At 60.1% G+C, this 17,306-nt stretch carries 12 protein-coding genes; 6 read left to right on the top strand and 6 right to left on the bottom strand.

The features are described 5' to 3' along the window. Window positions 1–290 precede the first annotated feature (290 nt). Complete coding sequence (locus X728_RS163765) at window positions 291–1,706, bottom strand: mannose-1-phosphate guanylyltransferase/mannose-6-phosphate isomerase (RefSeq protein ID WP_023830472.1); 1,416 nt, start codon at window positions 1,704–1,706, stop codon at window positions 291–293. A 240-nt stretch (window positions 1,707–1,946) separates the two neighbouring features. Next, window positions 1,947–2,933: a nodulation protein NodZ gene (locus X728_RS163760; protein ID WP_023830473.1), complete on the bottom strand. Its 987-nt coding sequence runs from the start codon at window positions 2,931–2,933 to the stop codon at window positions 1,947–1,949. 973 nt (window positions 2,934–3,906) lie between these two features. Here X728_RS163760 and gmd point away from each other — a divergent pair. The 3 genes from gmd to X728_RS163745 all read left to right on the top strand — a co-directional run bounded on the left by gmd (window position 3,907) and on the right by X728_RS163745 (window position 7,693). Further along, complete coding sequence (gene gmd / locus X728_RS163755; RefSeq protein WP_023692482.1) at window positions 3,907–4,977, top strand: GDP-mannose 4,6-dehydratase; 1,071 nt, start codon at window positions 3,907–3,909, stop codon at window positions 4,975–4,977. After that, window positions 4,977–5,921, top strand: coding sequence for a GDP-L-fucose synthase (locus tag X728_RS163750; RefSeq protein ID WP_023689384.1), 945 nt, complete (start codon window positions 4,977–4,979; stop codon window positions 5,919–5,921). The genes gmd and X728_RS163750 overlap by 1 nt, the downstream gene beginning before the upstream one ends. 350 nt (window positions 5,922–6,271) lie before the next feature. After that, window positions 6,272–7,693: a phosphomannomutase gene (locus X728_RS163745; RefSeq protein ID WP_023830474.1), complete on the top strand. Its 1,422-nt coding sequence runs from the start codon at window positions 6,272–6,274 to the stop codon at window positions 7,691–7,693. Window positions 7,694–7,862: 169 nt separating this feature from the next. Here the strand turns inward: X728_RS163745 and X728_RS163740 are convergent, their stop codons facing one another. The 4 genes from X728_RS163740 to X728_RS163725 all read right to left on the bottom strand — a co-directional run bounded on the left by X728_RS163740 (window position 7,863) and on the right by X728_RS163725 (window position 13,423). After that, window positions 7,863–10,259: a transketolase gene (locus X728_RS163740; RefSeq protein ID WP_023830475.1), complete on the bottom strand. Its 2,397-nt coding sequence runs from the start codon at window positions 10,257–10,259 to the stop codon at window positions 7,863–7,865. A 51-nt stretch (window positions 10,260–10,310) separates the two neighbouring features. After that, a complete protein-coding gene (locus X728_RS163735) occupies window positions 10,311–11,261 on the bottom strand; it encodes a PDR/VanB family oxidoreductase (RefSeq protein WP_023697831.1) in 951 nt (316 codons plus the stop codon). 6 nt (window positions 11,262–11,267) lie between these two features. Continuing rightward, window positions 11,268–11,759 carry an MOSC domain-containing protein gene (locus X728_RS163730; protein ID WP_023704114.1) on the bottom strand — a complete coding sequence of 164 codons (492 nt, stop codon included), beginning with the start codon at window positions 11,757–11,759 and terminating at the stop codon, window positions 11,268–11,270. Window positions 11,760–11,917: 158 nt separating this feature from the next. Next, window positions 11,918–13,423, bottom strand: a complete 1,506-nt coding sequence (locus X728_RS163725; RefSeq protein ID WP_032895599.1) for a PLP-dependent aminotransferase family protein — start codon at window positions 13,421–13,423, stop codon at window positions 11,918–11,920. A gap of 74 nt (window positions 13,424–13,497) precedes the next feature. On the opposite strand from X728_RS163725, the gene X728_RS163720 reads away from it, so the two are divergent. From X728_RS163720 to X728_RS163705, 3 genes are all read left to right on the top strand, one after another. Then, on the top strand, window positions 13,498–14,730 hold the full coding sequence (locus X728_RS163720; protein WP_023697828.1) for a PLP-dependent aspartate aminotransferase family protein: 1,233 nt from the start codon (window positions 13,498–13,500) through the stop codon (window positions 14,728–14,730). Window positions 14,731–14,782: 52 nt separating this feature from the next. Then, on the top strand, window positions 14,783–15,685 hold the full coding sequence (locus X728_RS163715) for a dihydrodipicolinate synthase family protein (RefSeq protein WP_023685525.1): 903 nt from the start codon (window positions 14,783–14,785) through the stop codon (window positions 15,683–15,685). Window positions 15,686–16,847: 1,162 nt separating this feature from the next. Further along, window positions 16,848–17,306: a (2Fe-2S)-binding protein gene (locus X728_RS163705; protein WP_023689394.1), complete on the top strand. Its 459-nt coding sequence runs from the start codon at window positions 16,848–16,850 to the stop codon at window positions 17,304–17,306.

A 17,306-nucleotide genomic window follows, 5' to 3' on the forward strand; every position in this document is an offset into this window, starting at 1 on the left:
CGGCCGCTGCATCTCCAGCTTGAGGATTTCGTTGCCGCCTACAGGCTGAAATACGGCTTTGCCGTTGAACAGCTGAGCAACGGGTCCGCCTAAGAAAGATCTGAGGTCTTCGTTGCCGCCGACGGCGCGCTGTCAAGCGCTCACCTTTTGGACCACGATCGAGTGCCTGATGAGAGTGCGGGGCGGATACTATGACACGCTCGGCCCGCTGCTTGCCAATGTCAGGCCCAGAACCCACGACAGAGATCCTTGAGCGACGGCTCGCCGTTTAACGTTTTTTGTACTGTTATCTACGTTCGACCATATTCGTCGTCGAAGCGAACGATATCATCCTCGGCGAGATAATCGCCGCTCTGCACTTCAATGATAACCAGGTCAATTCTGCCTGGGTTCTCGAGCCGATGCTTATGGCCGCAGGGGATGTAAGTAGATTCGTTTGTCCCCAGGAACAACTCCTGCTCGCCATTGACGATTTTAGCGGAGCCGCTGACCACGACCCAGTGCTCCGAACGATGATAGTGCATCTGCAGGCTCAACTGGCGACCGGGCTTCACCTCGATGCGTTTGATCTTGAAGCGCTCGCCTTCCTCCAGAACCGTATAGGTACCCCAGGGCCGGTGTACCGTGCTATGGACCAGATGAGCTTCATGTCCCGAAGCCTTGAGGCCCTCGAAGAGCTTCTTAACGTCCTGAACGCGGTCGCGGGATGTGACAAGCAAAGCGTCCGGGGAATCCACGATCACCAGATCGCTTACGCCCACCGTGCCGATGACGCGCTTGTCGGAGCTCACATAGGTGCCGGTCGTGTCGACCATGTGCACATCGCCGCGTATCCTGTTCCCGCTTTCGTCGGGGGCGATCAAATCGGCCATTGCGTTCCAAGATCCGATGTCGTTCCAATCCATGTGGCAGGGAATCACGGCAAGTCTGTTAGTCTTCTCCATGACAGCGTGGTCGAGCGAGATTCGCGGCGCGGAACCGAAATGCTCAGGCGCGAGTTCGATTTTGGCAAAGCCTTGGCATTGACTGGCGCGGCCGTTCTCGTAGCTGTCGGCGACGGCCTGGAGCACCTCGGGACAATGCAAAACCATCTCGTCGAGCATGGTTTGCGCACTGAAGCAGAAGATGCCGGCGTTCCAGAAGAAGCGTTGAGACGCGACATAGGCTTTGGCTGTATCCAGATCCGGTTTTTCAACGAAACGGACGACGTTCTCACCATCTGCTTCGATGTAGCCGAATGCGGTGTCCGGTCTGGTTGGGGTGATGCCCAATGTGGCGATCCGCCCGAGCTTCGCATGTTCCATGGCCAGGCCCATGACGTCTAAAAACGCAGGCAGGTTGCTAATCAGGTGATCGGCCGGGAAGACGCACAGGATCGCGTCAGGGCCTTGCGTTGCCCTCGCATGGATCGCGGCTGCAGCCACGGCGGCGGCCGTATCCCGAGCTTCGGGCTCGAGCAGAAAGGTGCGTGGCAGGACCACGGAATCCAGTTCGTCAAATTCGTCCTTGGTCAGGAAGAGGTGGTCCCCGGATGTCACAGCGACGAGTTCCACGACACCTTCTATCGAAGCGGCGCGCAGCACAGTCTGCTGAATGAGAGAATATCCGTCCGCCACTTTGAGGAAAGGTTTGGGGTGCGATTGCCTTGAGGCGGGCCATAGCCGCGATCCGGCTCCGCCGCTGATGATCACGGGAATGACTTTCATAACCAACCTCAATTTCGTCTCTGGAGTGACCGCCCGCGTTGTTTCGAGCGTCAGCGTCACGATCGCCGTCGCTCTGGCTTGTCTGCGGCCCCGGCGTAACAGCGAAGTTCTGGTGCGTTGCAGGCGGCGTCAGATGACGACGCTATCGGTAATGTACGACGCCTCCACTGGCGTCGGTGAGAAATGCGCATTCAACTATGCCTGTTGGTTGCGTCTGCCGAATTGCGCAGGTGGCGGGTCTTAACTGAGATCAGAGACTTGGCTGCCTTCTATCAAAGTCAAACGACTTGGCTCTTTCAGATCGAATTCAATTACCCGTGGTGCGAAAAGGCGTGCATATCGTGTAAAGGCGCTCGTCGGGGGAAACCGAATTACGGTATCGCAGCGCCCGAGAAGATACATCTCAACGAGGGCGGAAATTCCGCCGTCAATCCCGAGTGCTGCAGTGTGTAAGGGGCCACCTTGATTGGATCCGAAGTGCTTCGGGACAGTGAGCAGATCGGGAAACCTGGCCGACAGAAGATCCAGTATCCGCGCGCTGTCCGTGCATAAGAACAGCCGCACAGGCCTGGGGTGCGATAACGCCTTAGCCTTGTCAATTGCAGCGCACACTTGCCCAACGGCGAGCTCCGGATCGGCCCAGTAGGGCGCATGCTCCATGATGTCTTCACCGTTACCGTGCCGAACATGAATCCCGATGATGCTGTGCCCCTCAAAACATTCCTGATAAATGGCATCTATGCGGGCTTGAATTTCTGGCCGAGGCTGGACACTCTGGAACACCTGCCGCTCTGCATCCTCATCGCACCGCCACATCAGACAAGCGTCACACACTACTGTGTTCGCTTCGACATCGTGTTCGGCCTGAAAGAGCTCGCCCAACTCATCGCGCTCTTGGAAAATCTGCTCATCTGGCCGGTAAAGGCACTCGATCGCCGGCCTGTTCCACCACTCCGGGAAGAATGGACCAGGGAAGGAAACGTCGTTGATCCGGTCGTCGGAAATAGCCGGCACGCCAGCGATGTCATTGATCGGCTGGAAGAACACCGGAAACGCATTTGTGAAGGGTTGGTCGAGGTAGCAGGCCCCCCGCCAGTCGATGACTAGAGTTCGTCCCGACCGCTGCGCGTAGCGCCAAGCGGCCGCCAATGACCACAGACAATCACCGAACCCCGTACGCCTCCGAGAGACGACGAACCGGAGCTTTTCCAATCCACTAACATGCATTTTCGGAAATCTCGTTTCGGAGAGGAGGTTGCATCCGGCTTGGAATCCTTAGTCGACACTAGTAGACCCTGACGCCGGGCGCTTGGCAGAGGCCGGGCCGTAGGGCAGAAGAGCTCCCTCAGCACGGCCCACTTATCCCTCTCGCACAGCTTGAAGCCGATGCCCTCGCTTCCGGTTCAGCCTTCTCTAATGGGCTTCCGCGGCATATGTAAAATCTATTGAGTGGATGCCGGCCATCCATGTGTTGGATGCCATGATGAAGGGGCTCGGCTGACGCGGGCCCGGCCAATAGAGCCGAAACAGCCGGGAAACGCTGCGACACTGCCTGCCGAAGCAAATCATTCCGTCGACGCCAGACGCCAAGGGTGCAAGGCTGCATACAGCAACCGGTACCGGGCGAGATGAGGTCGACAGCTCGACGCGCCTGGAACCAGCTGATCGACAGAATCTGCAGTCTGCTCCCAAAGTTCTGCACGACCTGTGCCGGATGCTGTGGTGAGAGCTCGCGGCCACGAACTTTGTCCTCGCCCCGAACGGAAGCTCGGGACCTACGACTCCGGGCCGGCGATGCGCCCCGGCTGCTCGGTCAGACCATCCATTCTGTGGATGCACTTTATCCAAACAATCGATTTCACTGATCCAAACAATTCCCATTAGAAGACGCTGAAGCAAGAAAGAAGGCGTCCTCACTCGCTGATAGATGAGCAAATCAGCTGCAAGGTGCTTGGAGTACAGTCGCTCGCGGCGTGAGCTGAGCGGCACTCTGACCGCATGTACGAATCCCAGTTAGCGGCGCAACTCTATTTTGCTGTGACTCCAAGCAAGAGCAGGTGTGCTCGGCTGGCAGACTGTCAATGACGAGCTTCGCGCCGCATCTGTCGAAGTGCTCCATAGGGCACGGGGCGGGCCGCACATTGTGTCGGCGTGGCGACCCGGAGCCGAAACTTTAAACTTTAGATAGAGCAGGAATAGAATGGGCGATAGCAGAAAAGTTGCTCTTATTACGGGCATAACTGGACAGGATGGTGCCTATCTTGCCCGTCTTCTTCTCAAGAAAGGCTACATCGTTCATGGGATTAAGCGACGTTCCTCTTCCTTCAACACGGGTCGTATCGAAGACCTCTACCAAGACCCGCACGAATCCGATCCGCGCCTGATCTTGCATTACGGTGACCTCACTGATTCGACTAACCTCATCCGCGTGGTTCAGGAATCTCAGCCAGACGAAATTTACAACTTGGCTGCTCAGAGCCACGTGCAGGTGTCGTTCGAAACACCTGAATACACAGCAAACGCGGACGGTATCGGTACATTGCGACTTCTTGAGGCGATTCGCCTGCTCGGTCTGACGGACAAGACCCGCTTCTATCAAGCCTCGACTTCGGAGCTATACGGCCTCGTGCAGTCCGTACCGCAGAACGAAACGACGCCCTTTTATCCGCGCAGCCCTTACGCCGCCGCCAAGCTCTACGCCTACTGGATGGTCGTCAATTATCGCGAGGGCTATGGTATGCACGCTTCCAACGGCATTCTTTTTAATCACGAAAGCCCCCTTCGTGGCGAAACTTTTGTGACGCGCAAGATCAGCCGCGCTGCCGCTGCTATCTACCTGGGCAAGCAGGACAAGCTTTATCTCGGCAATCTCGATGCTCAACGCGATTGGGGCCATGCGCGTGAGTACGTGCGAGGTATGTGGATGATGATACAGCAGGATCAACCGGATGATTACGTGCTGGCTACGGGCAAAACGACTCCTGTCCGCCAATTCGTCGAGTGGGCTTTCGAAGATATCGGCGTCGAGATCGAATGGCGTGGCAAGGGTGTCGGCGAAAAGGGCTATGATGTAGCGAGCGGCAGATGCCTAGTCCAAGTGGACCCACGCTACTTCCGCCCCACGGAAGTCGATCTTCTCCTGGGTGACGCTACCAAGGCGAAGGAGAAGCTCGGCTGGGTGCATGAGACATCCGTGCGCGAGCTTGCTGCGGAAATGGTGCGCGAAGACCTGAAGGTCATGCAGACATCTGTAGTCATGAAGGAAGCGTAATGTATGATCTGAACGGAAAAACCGTGTGGGTCGCTGGCCACAAAGGTATGGTGGGCAGCGCTGTTGTACGCCGACTCGCGTCTGAAGACTGCAAAGTTGTGGCCGCCCCTCGGGGAGAGCTAGACCTCAAGCGACAGACCGAGGTTGAAAACTTCGTGGCAGTGATGAAACCGGACGCTATCATTATGGCGGCGGCAAAGGTAGGTGGTATTCTCGCGAACGCCACCTATCCGGTCGACTTTCTTTACGACAATCTGATGATCGAGGCCAATATCTTCGCGGCAGCCCACGAAAACAATGTCGACCGCGTCCTCTTCCTCGGCTCGTCTTGCATCTATCCGAAGATGGCACCACAGCCCATTCCTGAAAGCGCGCTTTTGACCGGGCCACTAGAGCGCACCAACGAATGCTACGCCGTCGCCAAGATCACCGGCATCAAAATGGCTCAAGCCTATCGCCAGCAATACGGCCGCGACTACATCTCCGCTATGCCGACGAATCTCTACGGGCCAGGCGACAATTATGACTTGCAGTCAAGCCACGTCATCCCAGCGCTGATCCGGAAAGCGCATGAAGCGAAGCTCATAAGTGATAAGCAAATCACCATCTGGGGCACGGGCACACCACGTCGGGAATTCATGCACGTCGACGACTGCGCCGACGCATTAGTCTTCCTTCTGAAGAACTACTCTGACCATGATCACGTCAATCTCGGCTGCGGACAGGACATCACGATCCTAGAGCTGACTAGAATGATCTGCCGTGTAGTCGGATTTACTGGGGAGATCGCGCATGATCACTCTAGACCTGACGGTACACCGCGAAAGCTCATGAGCGTCGACAAGCTGCGCACTTTGGGATGGGCAGCAAAGATCACTCTCATGGAAGGCATCGAGAGTGTCTATCATGCATTTCTAAACGGGAGCTACACCGAACGGCGATAGATAAGAGGATTTGCTGCGTCTCAGGCCTGTACGCGCTTTCGGGACCCAGAGCTAATGTAGACTGAGACAATCACTCGATGGCGATAGCGCTCATGTGAGCCAGCCGCGAGGAGCCCCGCCGGACCCGGACCCCATCCGCTCCAACCTCGTCCTTGAAGGTCACGGTGCGCTGCCCACGCCGACGCCGACTGCGTCAATCCTCACAAGGGTAACCGTCGATAACCGAACGCGTCTACGGTAACCGAATGTACTTCTTGTTCTCGTCCGAGGGATCTGTCGATGGGCATTCCGGACGAGCCAAAGTTTGAGCATGTTACCTTCAAAACCCGGTTAGCAACGTCGGATTTGGTATGAAATTCGGAACAAGTGGATTACGGGGCCTGGCGACAGAATTGGCAGGAGCCGCCTCTGCCCTATATGCAACGGCATTCGCGACATTCCTGCTGGAATCCGGCCTGGCCAGAATTGGCGACGAGATACTCATAGGGCGCGACTTTCGCGCCTCGAGTCCGGCCATCGCCGCCGTCTGTGCGGCGGCACTGTCCGCGCTCGGCTTCATCGTAGTCGATTGCGGCGCAGTCCCCACCCCTGCCCTGGCACTGTATGCTCAGGCGCGTAAGAGTGGTTGTTTGATGATCACAGGCTCGCACATTCCGGCCGACCGTAATGGAATAAAATTCTATCGACCCGACGGTGAGATCGACAAGGGTGATGAGCGGGAGATAACGCGCATCGCCTTGCAGTTGGAGAAGCGCGGATACGTCCTTGAAGGTGCTGTTGCACGTCGGCAGCACCGGGAGGCCGAATGCAAGGCCTTTTTCATGGCGCGCAATCGAAAGCTTATGGAGATTAATGCTCTAAAGGGCTTAACGGTGGGCGTATATCAGCACAGCACAGTCGCGCGCGATCTCTTGGTTGACATTCTCTCATATCACTGTGCGACGGTCGTAACCCTGGGACGTTCGGAAGGTTTCATTCCTGTCGACACTGAAGCGGTCTCTGACGAGACTGCTCAACAGTTCAAGCTCTGGGCCAAAGAGCATCGGCTTGATGCGGTCGTCTCGGCAGATGGCGATGGTGACCGCCCACTGGTAGCTGACGACCACGGAGACCCCCTTCGCGGTGATTTGTTAGGCCTGATTTCGGCGAACTTCCTGCAAGCGAAGGCAGTCGTCACGCCGGTCACATCAAACTCTGGTATCGAGACCGCAGGTTCTTTTAAAGTCGTGCGTACCAAGGTTGGATCGCCATTTGTTATTGCTGCCATGCTCGATTTGGTTGCGTCGGGTCACGAGCGCGTGGTTGGTTTCGAAGCAAACGGTGGTTTATTGACAGGCACGGACTTTGACCCGAACGGAACTAAACTGCCGGCGCTACCTACACGCGACAGTTTTCTCCCCATCCTCGCGGCACTTTCCCTTGTTAATACAAGTGGGCAGCCACTGTCGGAGATTGGCAGTTCCTTTCAATTGCCGGCGGCGGCGGCGGATCGCTTGGAAAATTTTTCCGTCGAAAGCAGCACTCGCCTCATGACATACCTTCGTACAGCGGAAACTAACATCGCCGCCTTCGTCGGGTCGATTGGAGTGGTAAGCAAGGTTAGCGATGTTGACGGACTTCGTATCACTCTCGCGGATAAGCGTGTCTTGCATTTGCGTCCATCCGGAAATGCCCCGGAAATGCGGTGCTACGTCGAAGCCGAAAATCGGGAGGATGCGGAGCTTTTGCTCCGGACTGGATTGGATCGAATTCGTAATTGGGCGCAAGGCTAAATAAAAGCCGCCTCCCTGCGTATTCCCAGGTGACCCTGGGGGTCGCACAAGCTACTCAAGCGCGATCAGAACGTCCACAGTGTCCCGGCCCTGTCCGCTTTGAAGCGAACCGGAACGCCCGTGGAAACAGCCGATCCGTACCAGCCACGGAGCATCCGGTCGCTCATGATCAAGGCAGCGCCTTGCGGTAGCGAACAGCCGGTCCCGCACTGACCGCCTGCGCCGCATGTACGATGGCGTTGGTGTCCAGGCCGTGGTGACGGTATAGGTCCGCAATAGTCCCCGTCTGGCCGAACTGCTCGACCCCGAGCGCCTTCACGCGATGCCCGTTAACCCCACCGAGCCACGCGAGCGTCGCCGGGTGGCCGTCGATCACGGTGACGATGCCGCAGTCACGCGATAGCGGCGCGAGCAGCCGCTCGATATGACTCAGGGCGCCAATCGCGCCACGCTGCCGGGCACGTTCCGCCGCCTGCCAGCCCGCATTAAGCCGGTCCGCGGAGGTGATCGCGAGCAGCCCGACATCGCGCCGGTCCTCCGCCAGAAGACCCGTCGCGGCAATCGCCTCCGACGCGACGACGCCTTGATAAGCAATGACGACACTCGCGTTGGGCCCAGGCGGACGCAGCCAATAGGCGCCATTGACGATGTCCCGCGCGAGCGCCGGGTTCATGTCGCGCAGCGGCTGCTCGAGCGGCCGGGTTGACAGGCGAAGATAGACCGATCCTCCGGTCTGATCACGCAGCCACGTCATCTCATCCGGATCCCCCTCGCCATTACGTTGCATGTAATCGAAGGCAAAGCGCATGATCACGGACAGTTCGTCGACGAAGGCCGGTTCGAAGGCGCAAAGCCCATCCTGCGCCATGCCGATCAATGGGGTGCCGATCGACTGGTGTGCTCCGCCCTCGGGCGCTAGAGTCACGCCCGAGGGCGTTGCGACCAGCATGAAGCGCGCATCCTGATAGCAGGCGTAGTTTAGCTGGTCGGCCGATCGGTAGATGAAGGGATCATAGACTGTCCCGATCGGCAGCAGGCGCACGCCATTGATCGAGTGCGAGAGACCGAGTGCCCCGAGCATGATCATCAGGTTCGACTCGGCGATCCCGAGCTCGAGGTGCTGCCCCTTCGGCCCAAATTCCCAGGTAAAGGTCGACGGAATGCGTTCGGCCTTGAAGGTGTCCGCCATGGTCTCCCGGGCGAAAAGGCCGCGCCGGTTGACCCAGCCACCGAGATTGGTCGAGACCGTCACATCGGGCGAGGTGGTGACAATGCGGTCGGCAAGCAGACTGCGCTCGCGTGCGATGTCGTTCAGGATCTGGCCGAACCCCATCTGGGTCGAGAGCGGCTTGCCGGGCTGCCCCGGTGACGGAAGGGTTTCAGGCACCGGCACCGACGGCGCAGACAGCCTCCTACGCCCCTCACTGAAGAACGGCGCCTTTGCGAAGAAGGCGTCAAGTTCCGCTTCCGGCAAGGTGGCGGCCGCCCATTTGTCCCACTCCTCACCCCGCTTTACGCCCATTTGCAGGCGGTAGTCTTCCATCTGCGTGGGCGTCATCTGCCCCGCGTGGTTGTCCTTGTGTCCGGCAAGCGGCAGACCGTAGCCCTTGATGGTGTAACAGATGAAGCAGACGGGACGGTCATGCCTGGACGCCGCCTCGAAGGCTTCGAGGAGGCTCGGCATGTCATGCCCGCCAAGGTTCGTCATCAACGCCTGCAACTCGTCGTCGGAGCGGCGTTCGATCAGAGTGGTGACCGGCCCTTGGTCTCCGATCTCGTCGAGCAGCCGCTTGCGCCAGGCAGCACCCCCTTGGAAGGTCAGCGCCGAATAGAGCTGGTTCGGACAGCGCTCTATCCACTCGAGCAGCTTCTCGCCCCCCGGCTCGGCAAAGGCAGCCTCTTGCAGAGCGCCGTGGCGCAGGACCATCACGTCCCAGCCGAAGTTGCGAAAAATCTGCTCGAAACGCTGCCAGAGGCCCTCCCGGATCACGGCGTCGAGCGACTGGCGATTGTAGTCGACCACCCACCAGCAGTTCCTGAGCCCGTGCTTCCAGCCTTCGATCAGGGCCTCGTAGATGTTGCCCTCATCCATCTCGGCGTCGCCGATCAGGCTGACCATTCGGCCCTCGGCACGCTCCTTCATCCAGCCGTGACCCGAGACGTAGTCCTGCACCAGCGACGAGAACAGCGTCTGAGCAACGCCGAGACCCACCGACCCGGTCGAGAAGTCGACATCGTCGACATCCTTCGTCCGCGAAGGGTAGCTCTGCGCGCCCTTGTAGCCGCGGAAGTTCATGAGCTTTTCGGGGGTCTGGTTGCCCGCCAGATACTGAAGTGCATGGAAGATCGGCGCCGCATGGGGTTTGACCGCCACCCGATCCTGCGGGCGCAGGACCGAACCGTAGAGCGCGGTCATGATGGTACTCAGCGACGCGGACGAGGCCTGATGCCCCCCGACCTTGATCTCATCGCCCTCGCGGACGTGGTTGGCGTGGTGGATCGTCCAGGCTGCGAGCCAGGAGACGCAGCGCTCGATCTCGTTCAGATATTCCAGTTTCCTCGTCATTCAGTTTCCCGCAAATCAGCTGCCGGTCTCACAGGACCCCCGCCCAAATGGTCAAAGATCGAGTTTCAACACACCTGTCGCGCGCGACACACAGGGGATGAAGCGGTGGCCGCGTGCCTCCTTGGACAGGACGGCATCCCGATGGATCGGCTGTCCCGCCAGCATTGCGCATTCGCAGGTCCCGCACACCCCGTTCTCACACGAGGCCATCAACGGCACACCGGCCGCACGCAAGGCGGCCAGTGCCGTGGTCTCAGCCGAAACCTCAACCACCCTGCCCTCAGCCAGTTCTATGACGAACGGTTCCGGTGGCGCGCCATCAAACTCGGGAGGCTGGAAAGTTTCGAAATGAACAGTACCCTCGGGCCAGTGTTGAGCCGCGCGCCCCACAACCGCCATGAAGCCAGGCGGTCCGCAGTAGTATGTCTGCGCGTCGTCCGAACGGTTCGCCAGCAGCGCGGCGATGTTCTGCCGGGTCTGAGGCTCGTCGTCGAAATGGATCCGCACATTGCCGCCAGGAAGATCGCTCCCGATCGCCGCCAAGAGTGGCGTGAGCGCCCGGCTGCGGGTGAAATAGTGCAACTCGAAGGGCTTGGCCTGCCGGGTGAGCGCGCGCGCCATGGCCAGAATCGGGGTGATCCCGATTCCCCCTGCCAGCAGCAAAGTCGGCCCCTCGCCTGGCTTGAGCGCAAAATGGTTGCGTGGCGCGGAGACAGGCAGTGTGGAGCCGACGGCAATGGTTTCGTGGATCCACGCCGAGCCGCCACGGCCGTCATTCTCGCGCTTCACCGCGATGGTGTAGCGGCCAAGCTCGGTCGGGTCGCCGCAAAGTGAATACTGACGCACCTTCCCTTCAGGCAGATGGACGTCGACGTGAGAACCCGCTTCGAACGCCGGCAGCACAGGTTTGCGTGGGTGTTTCAGGTCGATGACCAGCACGTCGCCCGGCTCCTTGCGGGCGGCGGTCACGGTCAGCTTCATGATGATGCGCGGCGAGGCCATGGCGTTTCACTCGTCGATGGGCAAGATCAGATCACCGGGGCGGATCACGCCCCCGACCTCGATTGTGCAGTTCAGGCCGGAGCGGTTCAGAAGCCCCTCGTAGAGACCCGGAAGCCCGAGCAACTCCTCGATATACTTGCACGGCACATTCATCCGGGCGGCCCTGAGAATCGTTTCCCCGACCCGGAAGCGTTTGCCGACAAGATGGCTAAGCGGAACGCCTCGTGTCGTCAGATTGCGCCGGTGATCTTCGGGTGCGAGCTTGGCCTTGAAGCCCGGAATTCTGGGTTCGCCCTGGGCGATGGCGTCCAAGACTTCAGCTTCGATCAGCGTCACTTCGCGAACGTCAGGACGCGCGGAATAGGTCCCCGTCCCCAGGTAGTAGCGGTCTCCGACAACGCCTTGGCCGGCAATAAGCTGCGCCTGCGCCAGCTCCTCCATTTCATAGGAGGCGGCAGGCGCGATATGGACGTGAAGCAGCTTTCCTCGCCAGGTCATCATCGCTCTCGGAAATTCGTCCGTGGAAACCTGCTGCAAAACTGGCCTGATCAACAGCGCCAGTTGCATGGCATTTTCCCGGTCCAGTTGGCTGTTTGGAAAGAAATACGGGGGGCCCTCGGACCGTTTTCAGCGCCAGCTTTCGGCGTCGCCCCGGCTCAGTTGTTCCGCGCCGGCATCGCGTCTTGCACCTGCTTGACAACCTCTCGCAGGACCTCAACGCCCTTCCCGATCTGCCGAATGCTCAAGGCGGCATAGCCCATGACAAGTCCGACGCGATCGGTGCGGCCTTCGTCCGATAGCCGTTCGTAGAGCGGCGAGATCAGGTGTAGCCCCAGGCCAGCGTCGCGGGCGGATTCGACCAAGGCCGTTTCCCGCGATCGTGGCAGGTCATTGAACCAAACCGCGACGTGCAGTCCCGCATCTGCTCCCTGGACAGTGATGCGATCCCCGAAGCTGTGCTGCAAGGCACCCAACAACGTTTCCCGACGCTCGCCGTTCAGCCTGCGCACACGGCGCACATGGCTTTCGTAGCCGCCGCTCTCGATCAACGATGCCAGCGCTTCCTGTTCAGCGACCGGCGAATGCCGGTCTGCGAATTGTTTGGCGGTTGCGAAGACCTCCTGCAATTCGGGCGGGACGACGAGGTAGCCGATGCGCAGCATCGGCGAGAGCGTTTTGGAGATCGTGCCGAGGTAGATGACAGCCCCGTGGTCCTCGAGACTGTGCAGCGGAGGGACCGGATTGATGTCGTAGCGATATTCGCTGTCGTAGTCGTCCTCGATCACATAGGCGTTGTTGTGCCGCGCCCATTTCAGAAGCTGATGGCGGCGCGCGATCGGCATGACGCCGCCCAGCGGAAACTGATGCGATGGCGTCACATAAGCCAGTCGTGCTCCGATCCCCGCTAGCAACTCGGTCCTCATCCCGTCTTCGTCGACGATGACCGGGATGGGTGAGGCACCCGTACTGGCAAAGACCTGACGCGCCATCCTGTAGCACGGATCCTCGATGACGAAACGGTCGGCGGGATCGAGAAGCAGGCGCGCGCACAGATCAAGGCCCTGCTGCGAACCGTTCACAACTATGATCTGGTCGAGGTCGCAGCTCAGGGTCCGGGCGCGCCAGAGATAGCCCTGAAGCGCCTGGCGAAGCCGGCGCGAGCCGCGAGGATCGTCATAGGCAAGACGCAGCGGGCGCTGCCCCATCGCCTCGTTCATCGCGCGTTTCCAGACCAATGAAGGGAAATCCGACGGCGCGAGGTCGCCATAGCGGAACTCGACCTTCAGCCCAGTCGGCAGATAATCTGGCCAGGGTGACGTCGCGCGCAGCCGCTCGCCATATGCGGACAGGTGGATTGGGCCGACCGGTTGCGCGTGAGTGCGCCCCGTCCCATGGCCCATCAACGAAGACGCAACGCGAGGTCGTGCGCCTTGACGGACTTCGATGAAACCCTCCGCAGCCAGTTGTTCATAGGCGACCGTCACCGTGGTTCGCGAAACGCCGAGGTCATTTGCCAGGGCCCGGGAGGATGGCAACTGACTGCCGGTTTCGTAGACGCCGCCGAGGATTTGCTCGCGAAGGGCTTCGTATATCTGGCGTGCACCCATCGCGTGCGAGCGCGCTGCAGACCCGGCACTTGAAGACTGGACCATCTCTTTCATCGCCAACTGGATATTTCACATTGGCCAGGTTGCCGTCAATCTTTCGGAACCCCAAGAGAGATCGCAGAGGCCGAATGACCAGCTCCCATCAATCCGAAACCGATGCTCCCACGGGGTCGCTCAACCGCACCAGCCCCGGATTTGCCACCCGGGCGATCCATCATGGCTACGATCCGGCCGGCTTTTCCAATGCCGTCCAGCCGCCAGTGTTCCTGACGTCAACCTATGGGTTCGAAAGCGTGGCAGCAAACGATGCCGCTGCCGCCCTTGGTGGAAGGCTCTATGCGCGCGAATACAATCCCACGACCGAGATCCTCGAGCAGCGGCTCGCGAATCTGGAAGGAGCCGAGGCAGGGCTGGTTGTTGCCTCGGGGATGGCGGCCTTCGGCACTCTGATCCTGTCGCTCCTGTCCCAGGGCGATGAACTCATCGTCCACAAGACGCTTTATGCGAACACGCTTGCCATGGTCGAACAGGCGGTCCCCCGCTTCGGCATCAAGGTCGTCGCGGTCGATCTGTCAAATCCTCACAATCTCGATGCTGCGATCACCGAGCGGACGCGGCTGGTTTTCTTCGAGACGCCGGTGAATCCGCTGAGCCGCATCCTCGACATAGCGGCAATTGCCGAGCGCGCTCACGCGCGCGGTGTAAGGGTTGCAGTCGACAGCACCTTCGCCTCGCCCGCGCTCCAGCGACCGCTTGAGCACGGGGCGGACATCGTGCTCCATTCGATGACCAAGTACATCAATGGTCATGGCGATGCCCTTGGCGGGGCGCTTCTCGGCGACGCCCAGACGCTCCGTACGCTGCATGAAACGGGCCTGCGCTACATCACCGGCGCAGCGCTCTCGCCCATGTCAGCTTTCCTAATCCTGCGCGGTCTCAAGACGCTGACGCTGCGTATGGAACGGCACAGCGCCACAGCCCTTGCGGTGGCTCGGGCGCTGGAAGCGCACCCGGCGGTGGCATTTGTGAGTTATCCGTTCCTCGACTCGCACCCTGATCAGGTGACGGCGCGAAAACAGATGTCCAACGGATCGGGCATGTTGGCCTTTGGCCTCCACGCTGGATACGAAGGAGCGCGCCGGATGATGGACCGGCTCAACCTGATCATTCGCGCCGTCAGCCTCGGCGATGCCGACAGCCTCATCTATCATCCAGCAAGCCTCACCCGTGCTCGGCAGCCGATCCGCAAGGATGCCCATTTGGCCGATGGAGTCGGCGAGGATCTCATGCGTCTCTCGGTGGGGCTTGAAGACGCTGATGACCTGATCGCCGATCTGCGGCGGGCTTTGGACGTCTTGTAATGACCTGGCGTGCGGCCACCTCTGCGCTCACACATAGATCTGGAGCCTTGCCATGGCATTCCTGAGCGGTCTTTCCGCGTTCCCCATCACCCCGACCAATCGTGACGGCCGCGTCGATAGCGTTGCCCTGCGCAGGCTGATTGCTCGGCTTGGCATTGCTCAGGTCGATTCCATCGGTCTTCTCGGCAGCACCGGCACATACATCTATCTGTCGCGCGAGCAACGGCGGCGGGCGCTCTCCGAGACCTTGGACCAAACGGCGGGGCAAATGCCGGTCGTGGTGGGTGTGGGCGCGCTGCGCACCGATGAAGCCGTGGGGCTCGCGCAAGACGCCAAGGCCCTTGGAGCAGCTGCGGGTTTGCTTGCCGCCGCCTCCTACACCCCGCTTACTGATGACGAGGTGTTCGATCATTTCTCCACTGTGGCGCGCGAAAGTGGCCTGCCGATCGTCGTCTACGACAATCCAGGAACGACGCATTTCCATTTCAGTCCACCCCTTGTCAGCCGCCTGGCAAAGGTGGCTGGGATTGTCGCCATCAAGAATCCGACAGACAAAAGCGATGCGATCAAGAACCACCTGACCGCCCAGAGGCGCACACTGCCGGAAGGGTTCTCGATTGGTTACAGCGGCGACTGGAACGCCGCCGAGGCCATGATCGCCGGCGCCGACACATGGTACAGCGTCCTCGCGGGCATCCTGCCCGAGGTCTGCATGACGATCGTCACAGCGGCGCAACAGGGCGATGCGGCCGAAGCGCGACGGATCAATGCCGCGCTGGTCCCGATCTGGAGCCTCTTCAAGGAGTTCTCGAGCCTTCGCGTCGTCTATGCACTCGCTGAATTGCTCGACGTTTGCAGTGCCGAACCCCCGCGTCCCATCCTGCCTCTGCCCCCAGCAGCGAAGCGCCAGATCGCCGCCGCGTTGAAAGGTTTGCCATCGGATGCCAGCCGGTGAACAGCAAACCCCGTTCGGCAAGTGAAAGGTATTTACCCGCTCATTTCGAGAACTGATCGAAAACAACGCACTCGGCGTGCTGATAGCCATGGCTGGAGCGGTCTCGACGCCAATCACACCCCCTTCGAACTCGACAATCGACTGCGGAGGTACAGACTGCGCAGGGCACTCCGCCCATGCCGCACCGTTCGCCTTCAAACTAGGAATCGGTGGTTTATCCATTGGAATGGCATCGAGCCGGCGCTTTACTTCCGGCCCGGTGCGCGCATTGAAGCCGGTGCCAATGCCGCCGGCGAACACCAGATTTCCGTCCTCGACATTCGCCAGAGCACGCTTCCCGACCGCCGTAACTGTTGCCGGGTTCGCAGCCGATGACGATGAACTCATCACTCAGCACGCATTTTGTCTCACCCATTCTTGGCGCCGGCCGGATCGATATGGACTGACACGCAGCTTGGAGACGATGCCCATCGAGGCCGAACTGGGAGACTTGCGCGAGAATGTCGCTGCCGCCGCTGATCTCGTCGCTCAGAACGATGCCGTTTGGCGGCGTCTCAGCAGGTTAACTAGCGCTTTGCGCCGATCGACGAGTGGCCGATCGCGAAGACCCTCGCCGTCGATCTTGAGCAGGTCGAAGCCGGCAAGCATGGTCCTGACGTCTCCCGCCGCGGCCAAGAGCCCGCTGAAGACTGGGAATGCGCGACAAGCCTTCTGGTCAACGACGAACGCCTCACCGCCTATTATCGCGTCCGAGGCGCCGAGCTCGGCCACCGCCCGGGACGATAGCCGGAAACCTGAGGGTCCAGTAATGGAGGTTGCGGGTCGAGGTAGGCCCCATCGATAGTAGTCCCATTTCATTTCGTGTAGCCAATCAGGGCCCTGCCGGACGCGGCCGACCAGCGGTCGATGTTCGCGACGACCCGAATGTCCAGTCTCGTGTAACCCAGCCTAAAGCGGCCTGTCCGCCCAAAAAATGACATTCAGTTGCCTCCAGCCTTTCGACACGACCCACTTCACGATCTCGTAACTCGCCAACCTAGCGGCTTGTTGCTTGAGCTGCGCGTTCCTACGGTGTGGTCGCTAGGCCTCAGCAACAAGAGCTCGGTTGCCAGGCGGGCGGAGGCTCAACGAGATAGCCAGCTCAGGACAAGGAGAGCAAGCAATGGTCGCTTTTACCCTCAATGGCGAGGCGCGAACACTCGACGTCGATCCAGAGATGCCGCTGCTCTGGGCGGTCCGTGACGTCATCGGACTCACGGGAACGAAATTCGGTTGCGGGCTTGCCCAGTGCGGCGCTTGCACGGTTCACGTTAACGGCATGCCGACGCGCTCGTGCCAGACCGCAGTCGGCGACATCGAAGGAGCCTCGATCACCACCATTGAGGGTGTGTCGGGCAAGATAGGCGAAACGGTCCAGGCCGTGTGGGCCGAGTTCGACGTACCTCAATGCGGCTATTGCCAGTCTGGCCAGATCATGTCGGCCGTGGCCCTCCTTACAGAAACGCCTAAGCCGACGGACGATGATATTGATTCGGCGATGAGCGGCAACCTCTGCCGCTGCGCCACCTATCATCGCATCCGCGCGGCCATCCACGAGACCGCCAACCGGCTGGAGACTTGA

Source organism: Mesorhizobium sp. L103C119B0 (assembly GCF_000502235.1).
GTDB lineage: Bacteria > Pseudomonadota > Alphaproteobacteria > Rhizobiales > Rhizobiaceae > Mesorhizobium.

Coding starts and splice junctions, on each gene's coding strand:
- X728_RS163760 (WP_023830473.1), bottom strand. CDS start 2,933: ATGCATGTTAGTGGATTGGAAAAGCTCCGGTTCGTCGTCTCTCGGAGG.
- X728_RS163745 (WP_023830474.1), top strand. CDS start 6,272: ATGAAATTCGGAACAAGTGGATTACGGGGCCTGGCGACAGAATTGGCA.
- X728_RS163720 (WP_023697828.1), top strand. CDS start 13,498: ATGACCAGCTCCCATCAATCCGAAACCGATGCTCCCACGGGGTCGCTC.
- X728_RS163750 (WP_023689384.1), top strand. CDS start 4,977: ATGTATGATCTGAACGGAAAAACCGTGTGGGTCGCTGGCCACAAAGGT.
- X728_RS163740 (WP_023830475.1), bottom strand. CDS start 10,259: ATGACGAGGAAACTGGAATATCTGAACGAGATCGAGCGCTGCGTCTCC.
- X728_RS163765 (WP_023830472.1), bottom strand. CDS start 1,706: ATGAAAGTCATTCCCGTGATCATCAGCGGCGGAGCCGGATCGCGGCTA.
- X728_RS163730 (WP_023704114.1), bottom strand. CDS start 11,759: ATGACCTGGCGAGGAAAGCTGCTTCACGTCCATATCGCGCCTGCCGCC.
- X728_RS163735 (WP_023697831.1), bottom strand. CDS start 11,261: ATGGCCTCGCCGCGCATCATCATGAAGCTGACCGTGACCGCCGCCCGC.
- X728_RS163705 (WP_023689394.1), top strand. CDS start 16,848: ATGGTCGCTTTTACCCTCAATGGCGAGGCGCGAACACTCGACGTCGAT.
- gmd (WP_023692482.1), top strand. CDS start 3,907: ATGGGCGATAGCAGAAAAGTTGCTCTTATTACGGGCATAACTGGACAG.
- X728_RS163725 (WP_032895599.1), bottom strand. CDS start 13,423: ATGAAAGAGATGGTCCAGTCTTCAAGTGCCGGGTCTGCAGCGCGCTCG.
- X728_RS163715 (WP_023685525.1), top strand. CDS start 14,783: ATGGCATTCCTGAGCGGTCTTTCCGCGTTCCCCATCACCCCGACCAAT.